We start from the raw sequence: 17,166 nt of genomic DNA, 5'->3' as shown, positions 1-17,166 counted from the left end.
AGTATGTTGGTTAAAAGCCACTCACTTTCGTATTCAGACAGGGAAACGTCTATGAATATCTTCTTTGATAATGTCTCACTAAACCATCCGCTATCACTGTCTGTACCCGAATGGTCCATTCGCTCAGGTGAGCATTGGGCGGTTTTCGAAACCCATGGCAATGTGGGTAGCCTGCTTGGTGATTTGCTGTGTGGTGAATTGCAAGCCGACGAGGGCAATCTCCAACAGCCTCATACTCAAATCGCGCAAGTTTCGCTGGCCGAGCAGCAGCGACTGTTAGAATTAGAACAAGCCAATGACGACAGTGAGTTTTTAGATCGAATTGATTTTGGACGCACTGTTGAGCAATTGGTCTCGGAGTTTTCTGATAACCCTGATGTGGTTGAGCAGCTTATCCAAGAGCTAGATTTACTTCATCTTAGAGAGCGCGGTTTTAGACAGCTATCAACCGGTGAAACCCGCCGCGTGATGCTAGCGCGAGCACTCGCCAGCGCACCAAAAGTATTGGTGCTCGATGAACCTTTTGTTGGTCTAGATACCCTTCACCGTAAAATGCTAGCGGACTATCTGAAAGACCTATCCCTACACGTTCAGCTCGTCATCATTACCTCTCGAGAAGATGAAGTCCCAAGCTGGATGTCGCACGTGGCGATGTTTGAAAAAGGGGCACTCAAGGAGCAGCTCAGCTATAGCGAATGGCGCGAGCACCCGATTATTTCGCAGCTTTTAGCGCAATCTTCACAGCAAAGTGAACAGTGGCTCGAACTTATCCGCAAACATCAGCATACCGCTAAGTTCGAGGATCCCTTGGTCAAAATCACTGACGGTAAGGTGGAGTACGTTGAGCAAAAGATCTTCTCAGGGGTCAATTGGCAAATCAACAATGGCCAGCACTGGCAAGTTCGTGGTCCCAATGGCTGCGGCAAAAGTACTTTGCTCGGGATGATTTTTGGTGACCACCCACAGTGTTATAGCAACGATATTAATATCTATGGCATAAGACGCGGCAGCGGCGAGACAGTTTGGGATATCAAGCAGCACACCGGTATGGTCTCCTCCTCTTTGCACCTGCAATACCGAGTAAACTGCAATGCCCGTGACGTTCTACTGTCCGGGTTCTTTGACTCCATCGGTCTTTATGACAAACCAAGCAAAAAACAGATCAATGCCGCTGATGAGTGGTTAACCCTACTGCACATGTCGCACCTAAAAGATTGCGCATTCAAGTCGTTAGAATACAGTCAGCAGCGTTTGCTACTTATCGCACGTGCCATTATCAAACAGCCGACGATACTGATTTTGGATGAACCGTATCAAGGCCTTGATTTCTTAGGGCGTAAATTGGTGATGAATGCCCTAGAGCTTATCGCCAAAGAAAACCTAAGCCAGTTGCTGTATGTCTCGCACTATGTCGAAGATGAACTAGACAGCATTCGCTATTTTGTCGATTTTGTTGAGGCAGGCGATGAGGAGGGCTACCACGTCGTCATCACCACACCAGAGACCAAAAGCCAAACACCTTCTTACAACACCAAGCAAAAGGAAGTCCCGTGTCAGGAAAAATAGCCATCGTCTACTTTACTAAAAATGGCACAACGCGACAGTTAGCACAGCAAATACAGCAAGGAGCCACCAATAGCGGTGCGAGTGTCGAACTGTTTGAGATTGTAGGCAGCGACATTGTCCAAGGCCGTTACACCAATGATGCACTTATTTCGGCACTGCAAGAATTTGATGCCATTGTGTTTGGTAGCCCAACCTATATGGGCTCTGCCAGCGGACAGTTCAAAGCGTTTATGGATGCAACCAGCGATGCGCATGTTGGCTTAGATTGGCGTAACAAACTCGCCGCAGGGTTTACCATGGGCGGCAGTATTAATGGCGAGCAGCAGCAAACCTTACTGGGCTTTTTCACACTCGCTAGTCAGCACGCCATGCTTTGGGTGGGATTAGATGTGTCAAAGCACAACGATAACTTAAACCTCAATCGCACTGGCTCTTCCTTTGGCCTTGTCGCGACCTATGATGAAAGCGAGCAAGCCGTACACCCCAACGATCTAGAGACTGCCTATTACTTTGGTGGTCGCATTGCCCAGTGCTTATCTTGGTACGCTTCACCCTCTTAGACGTCTCTTAACTGCGGCTGACTTATGCTAACCTAAGGCTATTGATTCCATTTTTTCATCGTAATCGACATGCTTTTAGAAGGTATTGAAACGCTGCTAGTGCTTGCTCAAGAGAAAACTATGGGACGTACTGGCAGTCGTTTATACATCAGCCAGTCAGCCGTAAGTAAGCGCATTGCTAACCTGGAAAAAAGGCTCGGCAAAACTTTGATTGAGCCCGAGGGACGGCAAATCAAGCTAACCGCAGAAGCCGAAGCATTAATCGACCGTGTTGGCCCGAGTTTGAATGAACTGCGAGGCCTCATTGCTGAGGAGCAGCAGGTAGAGAAGCAGTCTATGTTAAGACTCGATTGCTCAGAGACCTTAGTCGCTGGCTACTTGAGTGAAGTCATGCCGCAATTGCTCGCCAAAGATAATTACCTCACGGTGACCACCAACCACACGCCGCGAATCATAGAGCATGTGAAATCCGGAGAAGCGGCTCTTGGCCTTTGTGCGGGGCATTTAAATTCTCGACTGGGGCTTATTGCCACTCACCTTTTTGACGAGCCATTTAGAGTAGTAAGCCAGCAGCCATTGGCAGAGCCACCAGCCAGTCTCATCACTAATGACCTCAATAACCCCGCCAATACGTACCAAGCAGGGTTGCTGCAGCAAGCGGGCATAAGCCCCAGCATGCAAATGGACTCCTACACCGCGGCAGCGCAACTTGCGATTCGCGGTGTCTCCCCTGCCCTTGTTCCTTTGTCTATCATCAAAACGCTGCACATTCACGAGTCGCTCTGTTTTGACTTTGATTTTCTAACGACCTTAACCCGTCCGGTTCATTTGATTTACCGGCCAAGTGCACTAAAACAATCGCGCCTTAAAACAGTGATTGAAACCATTGAGGATGCTGTTCCCAAAGTAGCTTTAATGCCATCACCATCGACATAACAACCACCAGCGGACGAATAAACTTCTTCCCCTTAGACACAACAACTTTGGCTCCCATGCGAGCGCCTAAGAAGCCACCCGCCGCCATCACTAAACCAATCTCCCATACTGGTAGGCCGGCAATGATAAAGAAAATCAACGCAGCCAAATTCGAGGTAAAGTTGAGAACCTTAGTACGGGCGGTCGCATGGACAATAGAGAGCTGAGCAATAGCAACAAAACAAATGGTAAAGATAGAACCTGTACCCGGACCAAAGAAGCCATCATAGAAGCCCACACCAGTCCCAACCGAAAAAGCAAACAGCGTTTCCGACATTTTAGGTTTGCCGCCACCTTCCCCTGCCTGTGGTGCGAGTAAGAAATAGAGCGAGATACCTAATAGCAAAACCGGAATAAGGCTGGTCAGAACGCCCGCATCAATATGCTGCACAAGCTCCGCGCCCACAGCCGATCCGACAAAGGTACAAGCGATCGCCAAACGCATATCTTTGAGATCAACAATGCCGTTGCGAACAAAATACCAAGTGGCCGAAAAGCTGCCAAATGAGCTTTGCAGTTTATTGGTCGCGAGCGCCTGAGTGGGCGGCACTCCCGCCGAGAGCAATGCTGGCAGTGTCAACAATCCACCACCACCTGCCATGGCATCAATAAAGCCAGCTAATCCAGCTACAAAAAACAATAAAACAAGAATGTCGTAAGTTACGTCCATGCTAAGAGCTCAATAGGTCATTTTGTTAAATTGTATCTGCTGATACCGCAAGGACTAGCGAAACAGCCGACACAAACCTATTCCTAGTTGGAATCATATAAATCGAGATAAAAAAAAGCCCGCTCAACTGAGCGGGCAATGAGGTTGTCTAGGAGGTGATAGCTCACCTCTCTATTCTTATTGTGTCACGCGATTACGCGTTTTTGATCTGTTCGTGCAGCTCTTGTACTGACGTTACTGATACTTTCGCATCAGCAGTGTGAGCCATACACGTTGCGAACGCTGCGTTTAGCGTAGTTGTGTAGTTCACTTTCTCAGCCAGAGCACCGCGACGTAGAACTTTAGAGTCTTCAATCGCTTGACGACCAGCAGCCGTGTTCACGATGTAGGTGTACTCGTTGTTCTTGATGCGGTCTAGGATGTGTGGACGACCTTCGTGTACCTTGTTCACAAGACGAGGGTTGATGCCCGCTTCACCTAGGATAACTGCGGTACCGTGTGTTGCATCTAGTTGGTAGCCAAGCTTAGTTAGCTTAGAGGCTAGGTCAACAACGCGCTGCTTGTCGCCTTCGCGAACAGACAGTAGTGCGCGGCCGCCTTCTGGATACACATTGCCACAACCTAGTTCTGCTTTCGCGTAAGCTTCTGCGAACGTTGCGCCAACACCCATAACCTCACCAGTAGAGCGCATTTCTGGGCCTAGTAGTGGGTCAACACCAGGGAACTTGTTGAACGGCAGTACGACTTCTTTCACAGAGTAGTATGGTGGGATGATTTCTTTCGTAAAGCCTTGAGACTCTAGAGATTGACCCGCCATAACACGTGCTGCGATTTTCGCCAGCGGTGCACCCGTTGCTTTAGACACGAATGGTACTGTACGAGCTGCACGTGGGTTTACTTCGATTAGGTAAACCTTGTTGTCTTTCACTGCAAACTGAGTGTTCATTAGGCCACGTACACCCAACTCGAACGCTAGCTTTTCAACTTGCTCACGCATCACATCTTGGATCTCCGCGCTTAGTGTGTAAGCCGGAAGAGAACATGCAGAGTCACCTGAGTGAACACCCGCTTGCTCGATGTGCTCCATGATGCCGCCGATAACCACACGCTCACCGTCACAGATAGCGTCGATATCCACTTCTACTGCGTCGTCAAGGAAGCTATCTAGAAGTACTGGCGATTCGTTAGACACGCTTACTGCTTCGTTGAAGTAGCGACGTAGGTCTTGCTCGTCGTATACGATTTCCATCGCACGGCCACCAAGTACGTATGATGGACGTACAACCAGTGGGAAGCCAATTTCACGAGACTTATCAACCGCCTGCTCAAGCGTCGTTACGGTTGCGTTTTCTGGTTGTAGTAGGCCAAGACGGTCTACAGCAACTTGGAAGCGCTCACGGTCTTCTGCACGGTCGATAGCGTCTGGGCTAGTACCAATGATTGGCACGCCCGCCGCTTCTAGAGCGCGTGCTAGTTTCAGTGGCGTTTGACCACCGTACTGAACGATAACGCCTTTTGGCTTCTCAACGCGTACGATTGACAGTACATCTTCAAGCGTGACAGGTTCGAAGTACAGACGGTCTGACGTGTCGTAGTCCGTTGATACTGTCTCTGGGTTACAGTTAACCATGATGGTTTCGTAACCGTCTTCACGCAGTGCAAGAGACGCGTGTACACAACAGTAGTCAAATTCGATACCTTGACCGATACGGTTAGGACCACCGCCCAAAACCATGATCTTGTCTTTGTCTGTTGGCTGCGCTTCACACTCTTCATCGTAAGATGAGTACATGTAAGCGGTGTCAGATGAGAACTCTGCTGCACACGTATCTACGCGCTTGTAAACAGGGTGAATCTCGTACTGGTCACGTAAACGACGGATTTCGCTTTCAGATACACCTAGTAGAGTCGATAGGCGAGCATCTGCGAAGCCTTTGCGCTTCATCTTGCGAAGTACGTCTTGAGTTAGACCTGCGAAACCGCCTGCCTTAACTTCGTTCTCTAGTTTCACAATCTCTTCGATTTGAACTAGGAACCAACGGTCGATTTGCGTTAGGTTGAATACGCCGTCAACCGACAGACCGGCACGGAATGCGTCTGCGATGTACCAAATACGTTCCGCACCCGCTTCTTTCAGCTCGTGACGGATTTTCGATAGTGCATCTGGAGAATCTAGGTCAACCATCTCGTCAAAGCCATTCACACCGACTTCTAGGCCGCGAAGTGCTTTTTGTAGAGACTCTTGTTGGTTACGACCAATCGCCATTACCTCACCAACAGACTTCATCTGAGTCGTTAGACGGTCGTTAGCGCCCGCGAACTTCTCAAAGTTGAAGCGAGGGATCTTAGTCACAACGTAGTCGATAGTTGGTTCGAACGATGCTGGTGTTGCGCCGCCCGTGATGTCGTTCATTAGCTCGTCTAGAGTAAAGCCAACCGCTAGCTTCGCAGCAATCTTCGCGATTGGGAAACCTGTAGCTTTAGACGCTAGTGCAGAAGAGCGAGATACACGTGGGTTCATCTCGATGATAACCATACGGCCATCTTTCGGGTTGATACCAAACTGAACGTTTGAACCACCGGTTTCTACACCGATTTCACGCAGTACCGCTAGAGAAGCGTTACGCATCAATTGGTATTCTTTATCCGTCAGCGTTTGCGCTGGCGCCACTGTGATTGAGTCACCAGTGTGGATACCCATTGGGTCGAAGTTTTCAATCGCACAAACGATGATGCAGTTGTCCGCTTTGTCACGAACCACTTCCATCTCGTACTCTTTCCAGCCGATTAGCGACTCATCGATAAGAAGCTCATTGGTTGGAGAAAGGTCTAGACCGCGGCGACAGATCTCTTCGAACTCTTCTTTGTTATACGCGATACCACCACCGGTACCACCCATAGTGAAAGAAGGGCGAATGATACAAGGGAAGCCAACCATATCAAGAACCGTGTACGCTTCTTCCATAGTTTTAGCCGTGTCAGCACGTGGACACTCTAGGCCGATTGACTTCATCGCTTTATCGAAGCGAGAACGGTCTTCTGCTTTATCGATAGCGTCAGCCGTTGCACCGATCATCTCTACGCCGAATTCAGCAAGTACGCCGTGCTTTTCTAGGTCAAGCGCACAGTTAAGTGCAGTCTGACCACCCATAGTAGGCAGTACGGCATCTGGACGTTCTTTCTCGATGATCTTACGAACCACTTCCCATTGGATAGGCTCGATGTAAGTTGCATCTGCCATGTCTGGGTCAGTCATGATAGTTGCAGGGTTCGAGTTCACAAGAATAACTCGGTAACCTTCTTCGCGCAGTGCTTTACACGCTTGAGCACCTGAGTAGTCAAACTCACAAGCCTGACCGATAACGATTGGGCCAGCACCAAGAATTAGAATACTTTTTAAGTCAGTACGTTTTGGCATTCTCAACTACTCCGAATTACGCTTTGTGTTGTTTAATAAGTTCGATGAAGTGGTCAAACAATGGCGCTGCATCGTGTGGACCTGGGCTCGCTTCAGGGTGACCCTGGAAGCTGAACGCTGGCTTATCTGTACGGTGGATACCTTGAAGCGTACCGTCGAACAGAGATTTGTGCGTTGCACGCAGGTTCTCTGGAAGCGTTGCTTCATCCGCAGCAAAGCCGTGGTTCTGTGAAGTAATCATTACTACGTCACGGTCTAGGTCTTTAACTGGGTGGTTGGCACCGTGGTGGCCAAACTTCATCTTCACTGTTTGCGCACCAGACGCTAGAGCCAAGATTTGGTGACCAAGGCAGATACCGAAGATTGGTAGGCCTTTGTCTAGGAATACTTTTGTTGCTTCGATAGCGTAAGTACATGGCGCTGGGTCACCAGGGCCATTTGATAGGAATACGCCATCTGGGTTAAGTGCAAGCACGTCTTCAGCAGAAGTTTGCGCAGGAACCACTGTTAGGCGGCAACCGCGGTCAACAAGCATGCGTAGGATGTTGCGTTTTGCACCGAAGTCGTAGGCAACAACGTGATATGGCAGTTCGCTGTCGTCTTTCGCTTCAGGAAGACCACCCTCGAGCGTCCACGAACCCTGTTTCCATTGATACGTCTCTTTTGTTGTAACTTCTTTCGCAAGATCCATACCTTTCAAGCCAGGGAATTCTTTCGCTTTCGCCAGTGCTAGCGCTTCGTCTAGGTTATCACCTGCAACGATACAACCGTTCTGTGCACCTTTCTCACGTAGAAGACGAGTCAACTTACGCGTATCGATATCTGCGATACCAACGATGTTTTGAGACTTGAGGTAGTCTGAAAGTGACTGTTCATTACGGAAGTTAGAAGCGATAAGGGGAAGATCGCGGATCACAAGGCCTTGTGCGTGGATTGCTGAAGACTCTTCGTCTTCTTTATTAGTACCAGTATTGCCAATGTGGGGATAAGTAAGAGTGACAATCTGTTGAGAATAGGAAGGATCAGTGAGGATTTCTTGGTACCCCGTCATCGAGGTATTAAAAACAACTTCACCAACGGATAAACCATCTGCTCCAATGGAAACACCGCGGAACACCGTCCCATCTTCTAGGACTAACAGTGCTGATTTACTCAAGACAACCTCCAGAATAAAAATGCATAAATTTTAAATTAAATTGCAAATCTGCCTTCCTCTCCGCCATAAATAAGCGGTTTCAGGTAGTTCAGACAAATTGGCGGTATTCTAATGACGCCGACGTTTTGTGTCAACAAGCACAGAAAAATAAATTCACTTTTTATAGTCACTGACGAATTTTTCGCTTAAAAGCGCCAAAAATTCACTTTTGCTAAGATAAATTCAACAGGTTATCGACCAGCATAGTTTTTCGGCATCAAAACAACGTTGGAGTCCATGGAAAAACCAACAAGTGTTTGCGCAAACGATAGCCAAATTCAGTTAACCATAAAAAATAGACCTTTAAAGCAAAAAACACATGCTAAGTACAATAATAACAAGTTAAAAACCGTAATTTAGTATACTTTGCACCCATTCATGGTATTTACCAAATTTATCTCTTTTAGTAATGAAGGATATGCTTTTCGGAATATTTATGTATTTCCTGTCAGCGTACTTTCTTGTGTTTTAAGGTCATAAAAAAAGCGCCTCAAGGGCGCTTTTCTCTAGATAGTATCGAGTCCGAGTACTTCGGTCATCGTATAAAAACCTGCTGGCTTATCGTTGAGCCAGACAGCGGCCTTTACCGCACCATTCGCGAACGTCATTCGGTCTGTCGCTTTGTGGGTAATTTCAACACGCTCACCAATATCAGCAAACATCGCAGTGTGCTCACCAATAATGTCACCTGCTCGGATAGTCGCAAAGCCAATCTCATCACGGCTGCGCTCACCGGTAATACCTTCGCGTGCATACACTGCCACATCATTAAGCTCGTTGCCCATAGCGCCAGCAATCGCCTCGCCCATACCAATCGCAGTACCTGAAGGCGCATCGACTTTGTGACGATGGTGTGCTTCGACAATTTCGATATCGCAGTAATCACCCATCACTTTCGCTGCTTTCTCTAGCAGTTTAAAGACTAGATTCACACCAACGCTATAGTTTGGAGCCATAACAACGGGAACGACCTTTGCCGCTTCATCGATCAACAATTTCTCATCATCGGTAAAGCCAGTCGTGCCAATCACCATTTTTTTACCGTGCTGTTTGCACAGTTCAAGATTCGCAAGGGTACTTTTCGGTGCGGTAAAGTCGATAATCACATCAAAGTCTTCAATCGACTTTGCCAAATCATCTACGAGCGCGACATCAAAACGCCCCTCACCACATAGTTCACCAACATCGACACCAACGAGTGAAGACTCCGGACGCTCCGAGCCCGCTCCCACGGTCGCTTGTTTGTTGTGAAATGTTGCTTTTACTAGGTTGCGACCCATACGGCCCGCTGCTCCTGCAATCGCAATTCTTACCATTGCGCTATTCTCCGTTGTTTTGTGTTGCTACCAATGTAACGTAAAGCCTTTGGGGCTGCTAGCACCTATGAGTATTTAGCTGAATTTTTCTATCACTTTATTCAAGATCGGTACGTTAGCCTCTGGAAATGAGTAATCTGCCAACTCAGCGATCGTGACCCAACGCCCTTCTTGCCCTTCCTTGCCATACGGGCTACCGTCAAAGGCGGTCACTGAAATGAAATCAAACTCCAGTGATTTTTCTGGGTAGTCATGAAGTAGATGCTCGAATAGCGCTTGCTCAGTCACCTTAATATCAATTTCCTCATAAAGCTCACGTGTAATCGCTTCACTGATGGTTTCACCCGCTTCCACTTTGCCGCCAGGGAACTCCCAAAAGCCGCCTTTATGTAAATTGTCCGGTCTTTTCGTAATGTAGATTTGAGACTTATCTTGATTGAAAATGATCGCGGCAACGATATGGATTCGTTTCACTCTACTTTCCTCTTTATTGTTTTTGTTTTTCCTGCTCACACAGAAATGGAGCATAAAAAAAGAGCCGCATAGTGCGACTCTTCATTATCAGCATCATGGCTTAGTTGATCTTACCATGGCATTGCTTGTACTTCTTACCGCTTCCGCAAGGGCATGGCTCGTTACGGCCTACTTTACGCTCTTCGCGTACCATAGGTTGTTGTGAACCCTCTTCCGCCTGCTCTGAATTATCGGCTAGCTGATTTTCAGCATTCGCGTGTTGCGCTTGCGCTTTGGCTGCCGCCGCTTCAGCTTGAGCTTGGCGCTGAGCTTCCATACGTTCCACTTCTTCTTGCTGCTGTACGCGCACTTTAGAAAGAATCGTGATCACGTCGAACTTCAAAGAATCCAGCAGTTGCTCAAACAGTTCAAACGACTCGCGCTTGTACTCTTGTTTCGGGTTCTTCTGAGCGTAACCACGTAGGTGGATACCTTGACGTAGGTGATCCATCGCCGCTAGGTGCTCTTTCCAAAGCGTGTCTAGCGTTTGTAGCATCACAGATTTTTCGAAGTTACGCAGCACTTGCGCGCCAACCGTCTCTTCTTTCTGCTGGTAAACCGTTACTGCCGTATCCAAGATCTTCTCACGAAGCGCTTCTTCGTAAAGCTTGTCGTCTTCTTCCAACCAAGACTTGATCGGTAGATCAAGGTCAAAGTCATTCTTAAGACGCTCTTGAAGACCTTCGATGTCCCACATATCTTCAAGCGATTGTGGCGGAATGTATTCATCAATAACAGATGTGAACACATCAGTACGGTTCTGCTCTAGCATTTCGCTGATGTCTTCAGCGGTCATTAGCTCGTCACGCAGTTCGTAAACCACTTTACGTTGGTCGTTCGCCACATCATCGAATTCAAGAAGCTGTTTACGGATGTCGAAGTTACGACCTTCCACTTTACGCTGTGCTTTTTCGATTGAGCGAGACAACATCTTACTTTCAATCGCTTCACCTTCATCCATACCACTTTGGATTAGGCTTGCCATACGATCAGAAGTAAAGATACGCAGTAGTTGGTCTTCCATCGATAGGTAGAAGCGTGAAGAACCTGCATCACCCTGACGACCAGAACGACCACGAAGCTGGTTATCGATACGGCGAGATTCGTGACGCTCTGTACCGATGATGTGTAGACCACCTGCCTCTAGCACTTGGTCATGAATCACTTTCCATTCCGCTTTGATCGCATCAATTTGCTCTTGCGATGGGTTGTCTAGTTGCTCAACCTTCGCTTGCCAGCTACCACCTAACACGATATCGGTACCACGGCCTGCCATGTTGGTCGCGATAGTCACCGCGCCTGGCGTACCCGCTTCAGCGACGATTTCCGCTTCTCTTTCATGGAATTTCGCATTCAGTACGTTGTGTTTGATCTTCGCTTGCTTAAGGGCGTTAGACAATAGCTCTGATTTCTCAATCGATACGGTACCTACTAGGCTTGGCTGACCGTTTGCTGCGCGCTCTTTGATGTCTTCGATGATGGCGTTGAATTTTTCAACCTCAGTACGATAAACCACATCCGGCATATCGTTACGAACCATAGGTTTGTTGGTTGGGATAACCACTGTCTCTAGGCCGTAGATAGATTGGAATTCGAATGCTTCAGTATCAGCAGTACCAGTCATGCCCGACAGTTTGTCGTACAGACGGAAGTAGTTCTGGAAGGTAATCGATGCCAGCGTTTGGTTCTCGTTTTGGATCTTAACGCCTTCTTTTGCTTCAACCGCTTGGTGAAGACCTTCAGACCAACGACGACCCGGCATAGTACGACCGGTGTGTTCATCAACGATAACCACTTCGCCTTGCTCGTTGACGATGTAGTCAACGTTCTTTTCAAACAGAACGTGTGCACGAAGTGCTGCATTCACGTGGTGCAACAAGCTGATGTTTGTCGGCGAGTAAAGTGTATCGCCTTCTTCCATCATGCCGTTTTTGATAAGCAGTTCTTCAACAAACTCCTGACCAGTTTCTGTTAGGTGTACTTGCTTAGACTTTTCATCCACTGTGTAGTGGCCGTCACCACGGTACTCTTCAGAGTCTTCTTGATCTTGTTGCTCAAGGTGAGGAATCAAGGTGTTGATGCGAGTGTAAAGATCAGAGCTATCTTCAGCAGGACCAGAGATAATAAGCGGCGTACGCGCTTCATCGATTAGGATCGAGTCCACTTCATCGACAACAGCAAAGAAACGTTCACGCTGAACACGATCTTCAACGCGGAAAGCCATGTTGTCACGTAGGTAGTCAAAACCAAACTCGTTGTTTGTTCCGTAAAGAATATCGGCTTGGTATGCGTCTTTCTTTTCTTGAGGGTGCATGTTTGGCACGTTTACGCCAACTGTCATGCCTAGGAATTCAAACAGTGCACGGTTGGTTTCCGCATCACGTTTCGCAAGGTAGTCGTTCACGGTTACGATGTGAACGCCTTTACCTGGTAGAGCGTTTAGATACGCTGGCAGTGTCGCTGTTAGCGTTTTACCTTCACCAGTACGCATCTCTGCGATTTGGCCAGAGTTAAGAACCATACCACCGATAAGCTGAACATCGAAGTGACGCATGCCGAACACACGCTTAGATGCTTCACGAACGGTTGCAAATGCTTCTGGTAGGATTTGGTCTAGGTTTTCACCTTTGTCCAAACGCTCACGAAACTCAACGGTTTTCGCTTTCAGTTCTTCATCAGACAACGCTTCGAACTGAGGCTCGTAGTTATTGATCTGTTTTACGATTTTTCTTAGTCGACGCAGTGTTCTGTCGTTGCGACTACCAATGACCTTTGTCAGTAGGTTAGTAATCATTGTGTTTTTGTTCTCTCTACCATTAGATCATTTCGACCTATTAAAATTGCCTTCCGTCTCTACTAAGGCCAAGCGACCTAACTGAGATAAAATCTATACCAACTGATATTGAGTTCAAGCGGCTAGAATTCAAGGCAGACATACCAATTAATGGCACATAGTTTAAGGAATTTTTGACCCAACAACCAAGTATCTATCGCAACTAACCGCAATTAGTTTGATGTGTTTGGAAGTTTTGAGGAATAAACCCGCTGCAAGAGCAACATTGTCGCTGAAATCTATGCTGTTTAATAAGTATAGGGAGGCTCAATTTTGCAAACTTATACTGCGCAAACGCAGTCTACTGCAACATATCGTCAGAAAGATTAAAGCTAAAATCGGAGGAAGATCTCGATGATCGGCAAGAGATCGTCGCGATCCTAAAGGTGATTGGCAAGCTTTTGCCACCTAATTGACTCTCAATTTGTGAAAGCGATTCAAACAAAAAAGCCAAAGCGTAGATACAAAAAAATCAGGCACTAGGCCTGATTTTTCTCAATGAGGAGGATTGGATTATGCCAATACCATGCTTGGTTCTGCAAATGCTACAGGAGAGCCAGCTTGCTCTTCGAAGGTTGCCCATTCCCATGCTTCTTGGTCAGCCAGTACTGCACGAAGCAGTTGGTTATTCAAACCGTGGCCTGATTTGTAAGCGGCAAACTCACCAATAATAGCGTGACCAGCCATGTACAAATCACCAATAGCATCGAGAACTTTGTGTGTCACGAATTCGTTTTCGAAACGTAGACCTTCTTCGTTCAGGATACGGTAGTCGTCCAAAACGATAGCGTTATCAAAGCTACCACCCAGCACTAGGTTTTGAGACTGCAAGTACTCGATATCACGCATGAAACCGAAAGTACGTGCACGCGAAATCTCTTTCACGAAACCTTGCGATGAGAAATCGAATACTAGGTGCTGCTCATCAGCATCGATCGCCGGGTGATTGAACTCAATCTCAAAGTCCATTCTAAAACCGTTGTAAGGACGCAGTTCCGCCCACTTGTCGCCATCTTCAAAGCGAACCGGTTTCTTAATACGAATGAAACGTTTTGGTGCATTTTGAGCCTCAATGCCCGCTTGTTGTAGCAGGTATACGAATGGGCTTGCGCTACCATCCATGATTGGGATCTCAGGTGCATCAACCTCAACGATAATGTTATCGATACCCATGCCAGCCAGAGCCGCATTTAGGTGCTCAACCGTAGAAATACGGATGCCTTCATCGTTAACAAGCGCAGTACACAACATAGTGTCACGCACAGAAAGAGGATCCGCAGGGAAATCCACAGGCGGATTCACGTCAGTACGACGGTATACAACACCAGTATTCGCAGCCGCAGGACGCAAAGTTAGTGTTACTTTACGGCCAGAGTGAAGACCCACTCCTACAGTAGTCACTATTTCTTTAAGCGTACGTTGTCTGATCATCTACAAACCTCTTAATCTACGCTACATATCACGGTTGATTATGTAACCAACCGCGAATCCTACCAGAATTTTGAGCTAAGTCAAATTCGCGCAGATTATCAATCTGCCTGACGACGCAAAAATGCTGGAATGTCTAAGTAGCCACTTTCCTTCTCAGGCTTAGGTGCAGCGCTGCTATTGCCGCTCGACACAGGTGCAGAGCTTGCAGTATTCGGCGTGTTCACCTCAACCTTCTCCTTATCATTTACAGGCAAAGATTGTGCCACCTTGTCTTCTACTTTTGCAGCTGGCGCTTGAGTTGGCTGTGGAGCTTGACCTGTAGTCACTGGCGTTTTACCGCCTGCGACTAGCGTAATATCTGGCTTACGTTCGTTGCCGATACCCGTTGCAACCACAGTCACGCGAATTTCGTCGCTCATGTCTGGGTCTAGAGAAGTACCGATAACAACCGTTGCATTGTCAGACGCAAAGGCTTTCACTGTGTTACCAACCGTCTCGAATTCGTCTAGACGCATATCAAGACCGGCGGTGATGTTCACAAGCACACCACGTGCACCTGCAAGATCGATGTCTTCTAGAAGTGGGCTAGAAATTGCCATCTCTGCCGCTTCTTCAGCACGATCTTCACCTTTAGCAACACCGCTACCCATCATTGCATGACCCATCTCTGACATCACGGTACGTACGTCCGCAAAGTCGACGTTAATCATGCCTGGGCGAGTAATCAATTCTGCGATACCTTGAACCGCATTCTTCAGTACGTCGTTTGCGCTTGCAAACGCTTCCAGTAGCGTAACGCCACGGCCGAGTACTTTAAGAAGCTTTTCGTTTGGAATCGTGATCAAAGAGTCAACGTGCTTTGATAGCTCTTCGATACCTTGCTCAGCGAATAGAAGACGCTTTTTACCTTCGAAGCTAAATGGTTTAGTCACCACCGCGACAGTAAGAATGCCTAGCTCTTTCGCCACTTCAGCAATTACTGGAGCTGCACCGGTTCCGGTACCGCCGCCCATACCAGCTGCGATAAACACCATATCGGCACCAGTAATGCTTTCTTTAATTCTTTCTTTGTCTTCAAGAGCTGCATCACGTCCAACTTGAGGGTTTGCACCTGCACCCAAGCCTTTTGTGATATCGCCGCCAATTTGAATAACGTGGTTGATGCTCGTTTTGCGTAATGCTTGAGCATCAGTATTAACACTAATGAAATCAACCCCTTCGATTGATTCACGTACCATGTGTTCTACAGCGTTACCACCGCCACCGCCTACACCCACTACTTTAATGACAGCTTCGTCAGACATTTCCATCATCGGTTCAAACATTTGTTATCTCCGTTTTCCTGCAACTCAGGTTAAAACTCTTTTTGTATCCAATTACGCAACTTACCAAAGATTGTCGACACCGATTGACGCTTTGGTTCGTTATAATCATTGTCGTCATTAATCTGACTGTCTCTTGCGTAATGAAGTAATCCAACGGCCGTAGAATGATACGGCTCTTTTACATAGTCCGTAAGGCCACTCACCTCTAGAGGCTTGCCTACACGAACCTGGTTACGGAATACACGCTCAGCGCACTCCACAACCCCTTCAATTTGTGCTGCACCGCCGGTCAAGACGACGCCTGCTGCGAGGTGGTGCTTCACACCGCTCTCTCTGAGTTTCGCTTGAACATTATCAATGGTTTGATTAACAAGTCCCATTAATTCTGTATAGCGCGGTTCTATCACTTCTGCCAAGGTTTGACGCTGCAAGCTGCGTGATGGACGACCGCCAACGCTTGGAACGTTTACTGTATCGTCTTTACTCACCAGCTCACTCAATGCACAGCCATACTTCACTTTTATCTCTTCGGCATCACTCAAAGGTGTACCAAAAGCAAAAGCGATATCACTGGTTACCGCATTGCCAGCATAGGAGAACACTTCTGTGTGTCTCAATGCTCCGCCTGTCCAGATGGAGATATCCATAGTGCCAGCGCCAATGTCGACCACACAAACACCAAGCTCGCGCTCGTCTTCGGTGATCACAGCATTACTCGATGCTAGGCCAGAGAAAACCAGCTGTTCGACTTTAAGTCCACAGCGTTCTACCGCTTTAATGATATTTCTTGCCATATCGTTATGACAAGAAATCAAATGAACGCTGACTTCCATTCGAACCCCAGACAATCCAAGCGGGTTTTTAATACCCTCTTGATAGTCTATGGTAAACTCCTGAGGAATCACATGAAGAATGCGCTGTTCATCACCAATTTTTATGGATTTAGCGGTATGAATCGCCCTATCCATATCATCTTGTGACACCTCTTCCTCAGAAATGGTTCCCATGCCTTTTTCAATTCGACTCGCAATATGCTTACCAGAAAGAGAGATAAACACGCTGCTGATCTGACATTCCGCCATCAGCTCAGCCTGATCGACAGCACGTTGCACGGATTTAACCACTGACTCAAGGTCGTTTACGCCACCTTTGTCCATTCCACGAGAAGGACTAGAACCTGCACCAATGATATTTACCTGCCCATCCGGCAGAACTTCGCCGACTAACGCAGATACGGTCGCAGTGCCAATATCAAGACCGACAATAATATTGTCATCCGTGGTCTTCGTCATCTGTACTCTCTTATGTTTTGCTATCTCAAATCCCAGAGAACAACTCGCTTGGGTTGTCCAATTCCTAACTGA

At 47.4% G+C, this 17,166-nt stretch carries 12 protein-coding genes; 3 read left to right on the top strand and 9 right to left on the bottom strand.

The genetic code is table 11. The features are described 5' to 3' along the window. The first annotated feature begins 51 nt into the window (after positions 1-51). The 3 genes from AAA946_RS02920 (at position 52) to AAA946_RS02910 (ending at position 3,062) form a co-directional block, all read left to right on the top strand. Positions 52-1,566, top strand: coding sequence for an ATP-binding cassette domain-containing protein (locus AAA946_RS02920; RefSeq protein ID WP_338163547.1), 1,515 nt, complete (start codon positions 52-54; stop codon positions 1,564-1,566). Continuing rightward, positions 1,551-2,126, top strand: coding sequence for a flavodoxin family protein (locus AAA946_RS02915; RefSeq protein WP_338163546.1), 576 nt, complete (start codon positions 1,551-1,553; stop codon positions 2,124-2,126). The genes AAA946_RS02920 and AAA946_RS02915 overlap by 16 nt, the downstream gene beginning before the upstream one ends. Before the next feature lie 69 nt (positions 2,127-2,195). Continuing rightward, positions 2,196-3,062 (top strand): LysR family transcriptional regulator, encoded by an 867-nt coding sequence (locus AAA946_RS02910; RefSeq protein WP_338163545.1) that lies wholly within the window; start codon positions 2,196-2,198, stop codon positions 3,060-3,062. Here AAA946_RS02910 and AAA946_RS02905 read toward each other — a convergent pair. The 9 genes from AAA946_RS02905 to ftsA all read right to left on the bottom strand — a co-directional run bounded on the left by AAA946_RS02905 (position 2,992) and on the right by ftsA (position 17,094). Then, complete coding sequence (locus tag AAA946_RS02905) at positions 2,992-3,771, bottom strand: TSUP family transporter (protein WP_338163544.1); 780 nt, start codon at positions 3,769-3,771, stop codon at positions 2,992-2,994. The two genes, AAA946_RS02910 and AAA946_RS02905, sit on opposite strands and share 71 nt — an antisense overlap. 193 nt (positions 3,772-3,964) lie before the next feature. Further along, entirely contained in the window at positions 3,965-7,189 is a 3,225-nt protein-coding gene (gene carB, locus AAA946_RS02900; RefSeq protein ID WP_338163543.1) for a carbamoyl-phosphate synthase large subunit, read from the bottom strand. Between the two features lie 16 nt (positions 7,190-7,205). Beyond that, positions 7,206-8,345, bottom strand: coding sequence for a glutamine-hydrolyzing carbamoyl-phosphate synthase small subunit (gene carA, locus AAA946_RS02895; protein WP_338163542.1), 1,140 nt, complete (start codon positions 8,343-8,345; stop codon positions 7,206-7,208). 545 nt (positions 8,346-8,890) lie between these two features. Beyond that, positions 8,891-9,700 (bottom strand): 4-hydroxy-tetrahydrodipicolinate reductase, encoded by an 810-nt coding sequence (gene dapB / locus AAA946_RS02890; RefSeq protein WP_338163541.1) that lies wholly within the window; start codon positions 9,698-9,700, stop codon positions 8,891-8,893. A gap of 75 nt (positions 9,701-9,775) precedes the next feature. Continuing rightward, entirely contained in the window at positions 9,776-10,174 is a 399-nt protein-coding gene (gene mutT / locus AAA946_RS02885; RefSeq protein WP_338163540.1) for an 8-oxo-dGTP diphosphatase MutT, read from the bottom strand. A 100-nt stretch (positions 10,175-10,274) separates the two neighbouring features. Beyond that, on the bottom strand, positions 10,275-13,007 hold the full coding sequence (gene secA, locus AAA946_RS02880) for a preprotein translocase subunit SecA (RefSeq protein WP_338163539.1): 2,733 nt from the start codon (positions 13,005-13,007) through the stop codon (positions 10,275-10,277). A gap of 552 nt (positions 13,008-13,559) precedes the next feature. Further along, entirely contained in the window at positions 13,560-14,477 is a 918-nt protein-coding gene (gene lpxC / locus AAA946_RS02875) for a UDP-3-O-acyl-N-acetylglucosamine deacetylase (protein ID WP_338163538.1), read from the bottom strand. 98 nt (positions 14,478-14,575) lie between these two features. Continuing rightward, the gene (gene ftsZ, locus AAA946_RS02870) at positions 14,576-15,802 is read right to left on the bottom strand and encodes a cell division protein FtsZ (protein ID WP_338163537.1); all 1,227 of its coding nucleotides are present in this window, start codon (positions 15,800-15,802) and stop codon (positions 14,576-14,578) included. A 29-nt stretch (positions 15,803-15,831) separates the two neighbouring features. Continuing rightward, positions 15,832-17,094, bottom strand: coding sequence for a cell division protein FtsA (gene ftsA, locus AAA946_RS02865; protein WP_338163536.1), 1,263 nt, complete (start codon positions 17,092-17,094; stop codon positions 15,832-15,834). Positions 17,095-17,166: the final 72 nt, after the last annotated feature.

The organism is Vibrio sp. 10N (assembly GCF_036245475.1).
Lineage (GTDB): Bacteria > Pseudomonadota > Gammaproteobacteria > Enterobacterales > Vibrionaceae > Vibrio.
The sequence above is the reverse complement of the archived record's forward strand: the minus strand, read 5'-3'. Positions and strand labels throughout refer to the sequence as shown.

What these genes read in the sequence shown, in the direction of transcription:
- carB (WP_338163543.1), bottom strand. Translation starts at nt 7,189, where the DNA reads ATGCCAAAACGTACTGACTTAAAAAGTATTCTAATTCTTGGTGCTGGC.
- AAA946_RS02905 (WP_338163544.1), bottom strand. Translation starts at nt 3,771, where the DNA reads ATGGACGTAACTTACGACATTCTTGTTTTATTGTTTTTTGTAGCTGGA.
- lpxC (WP_338163538.1), bottom strand. Translation starts at nt 14,477, where the DNA reads ATGATCAGACAACGTACGCTTAAAGAAATAGTGACTACTGTAGGAGTG.
- dapB (WP_338163541.1), bottom strand. Translation starts at nt 9,700, where the DNA reads ATGGTAAGAATTGCGATTGCAGGAGCAGCGGGCCGTATGGGTCGCAAC.
- AAA946_RS02920 (WP_338163547.1), top strand. Translation starts at nt 52, where the DNA reads ATGAATATCTTCTTTGATAATGTCTCACTAAACCATCCGCTATCACTG.
- ftsA (WP_338163536.1), bottom strand. Translation starts at nt 17,094, where the DNA reads ATGACGAAGACCACGGATGACAATATTATTGTCGGTCTTGATATTGGC.
- ftsZ (WP_338163537.1), bottom strand. Translation starts at nt 15,802, where the DNA reads ATGTTTGAACCGATGATGGAAATGTCTGACGAAGCTGTCATTAAAGTA.
- secA (WP_338163539.1), bottom strand. Translation starts at nt 13,007, where the DNA reads ATGATTACTAACCTACTGACAAAGGTCATTGGTAGTCGCAACGACAGA.
- AAA946_RS02910 (WP_338163545.1), top strand. Translation starts at nt 2,196, where the DNA reads ATGCTTTTAGAAGGTATTGAAACGCTGCTAGTGCTTGCTCAAGAGAAA.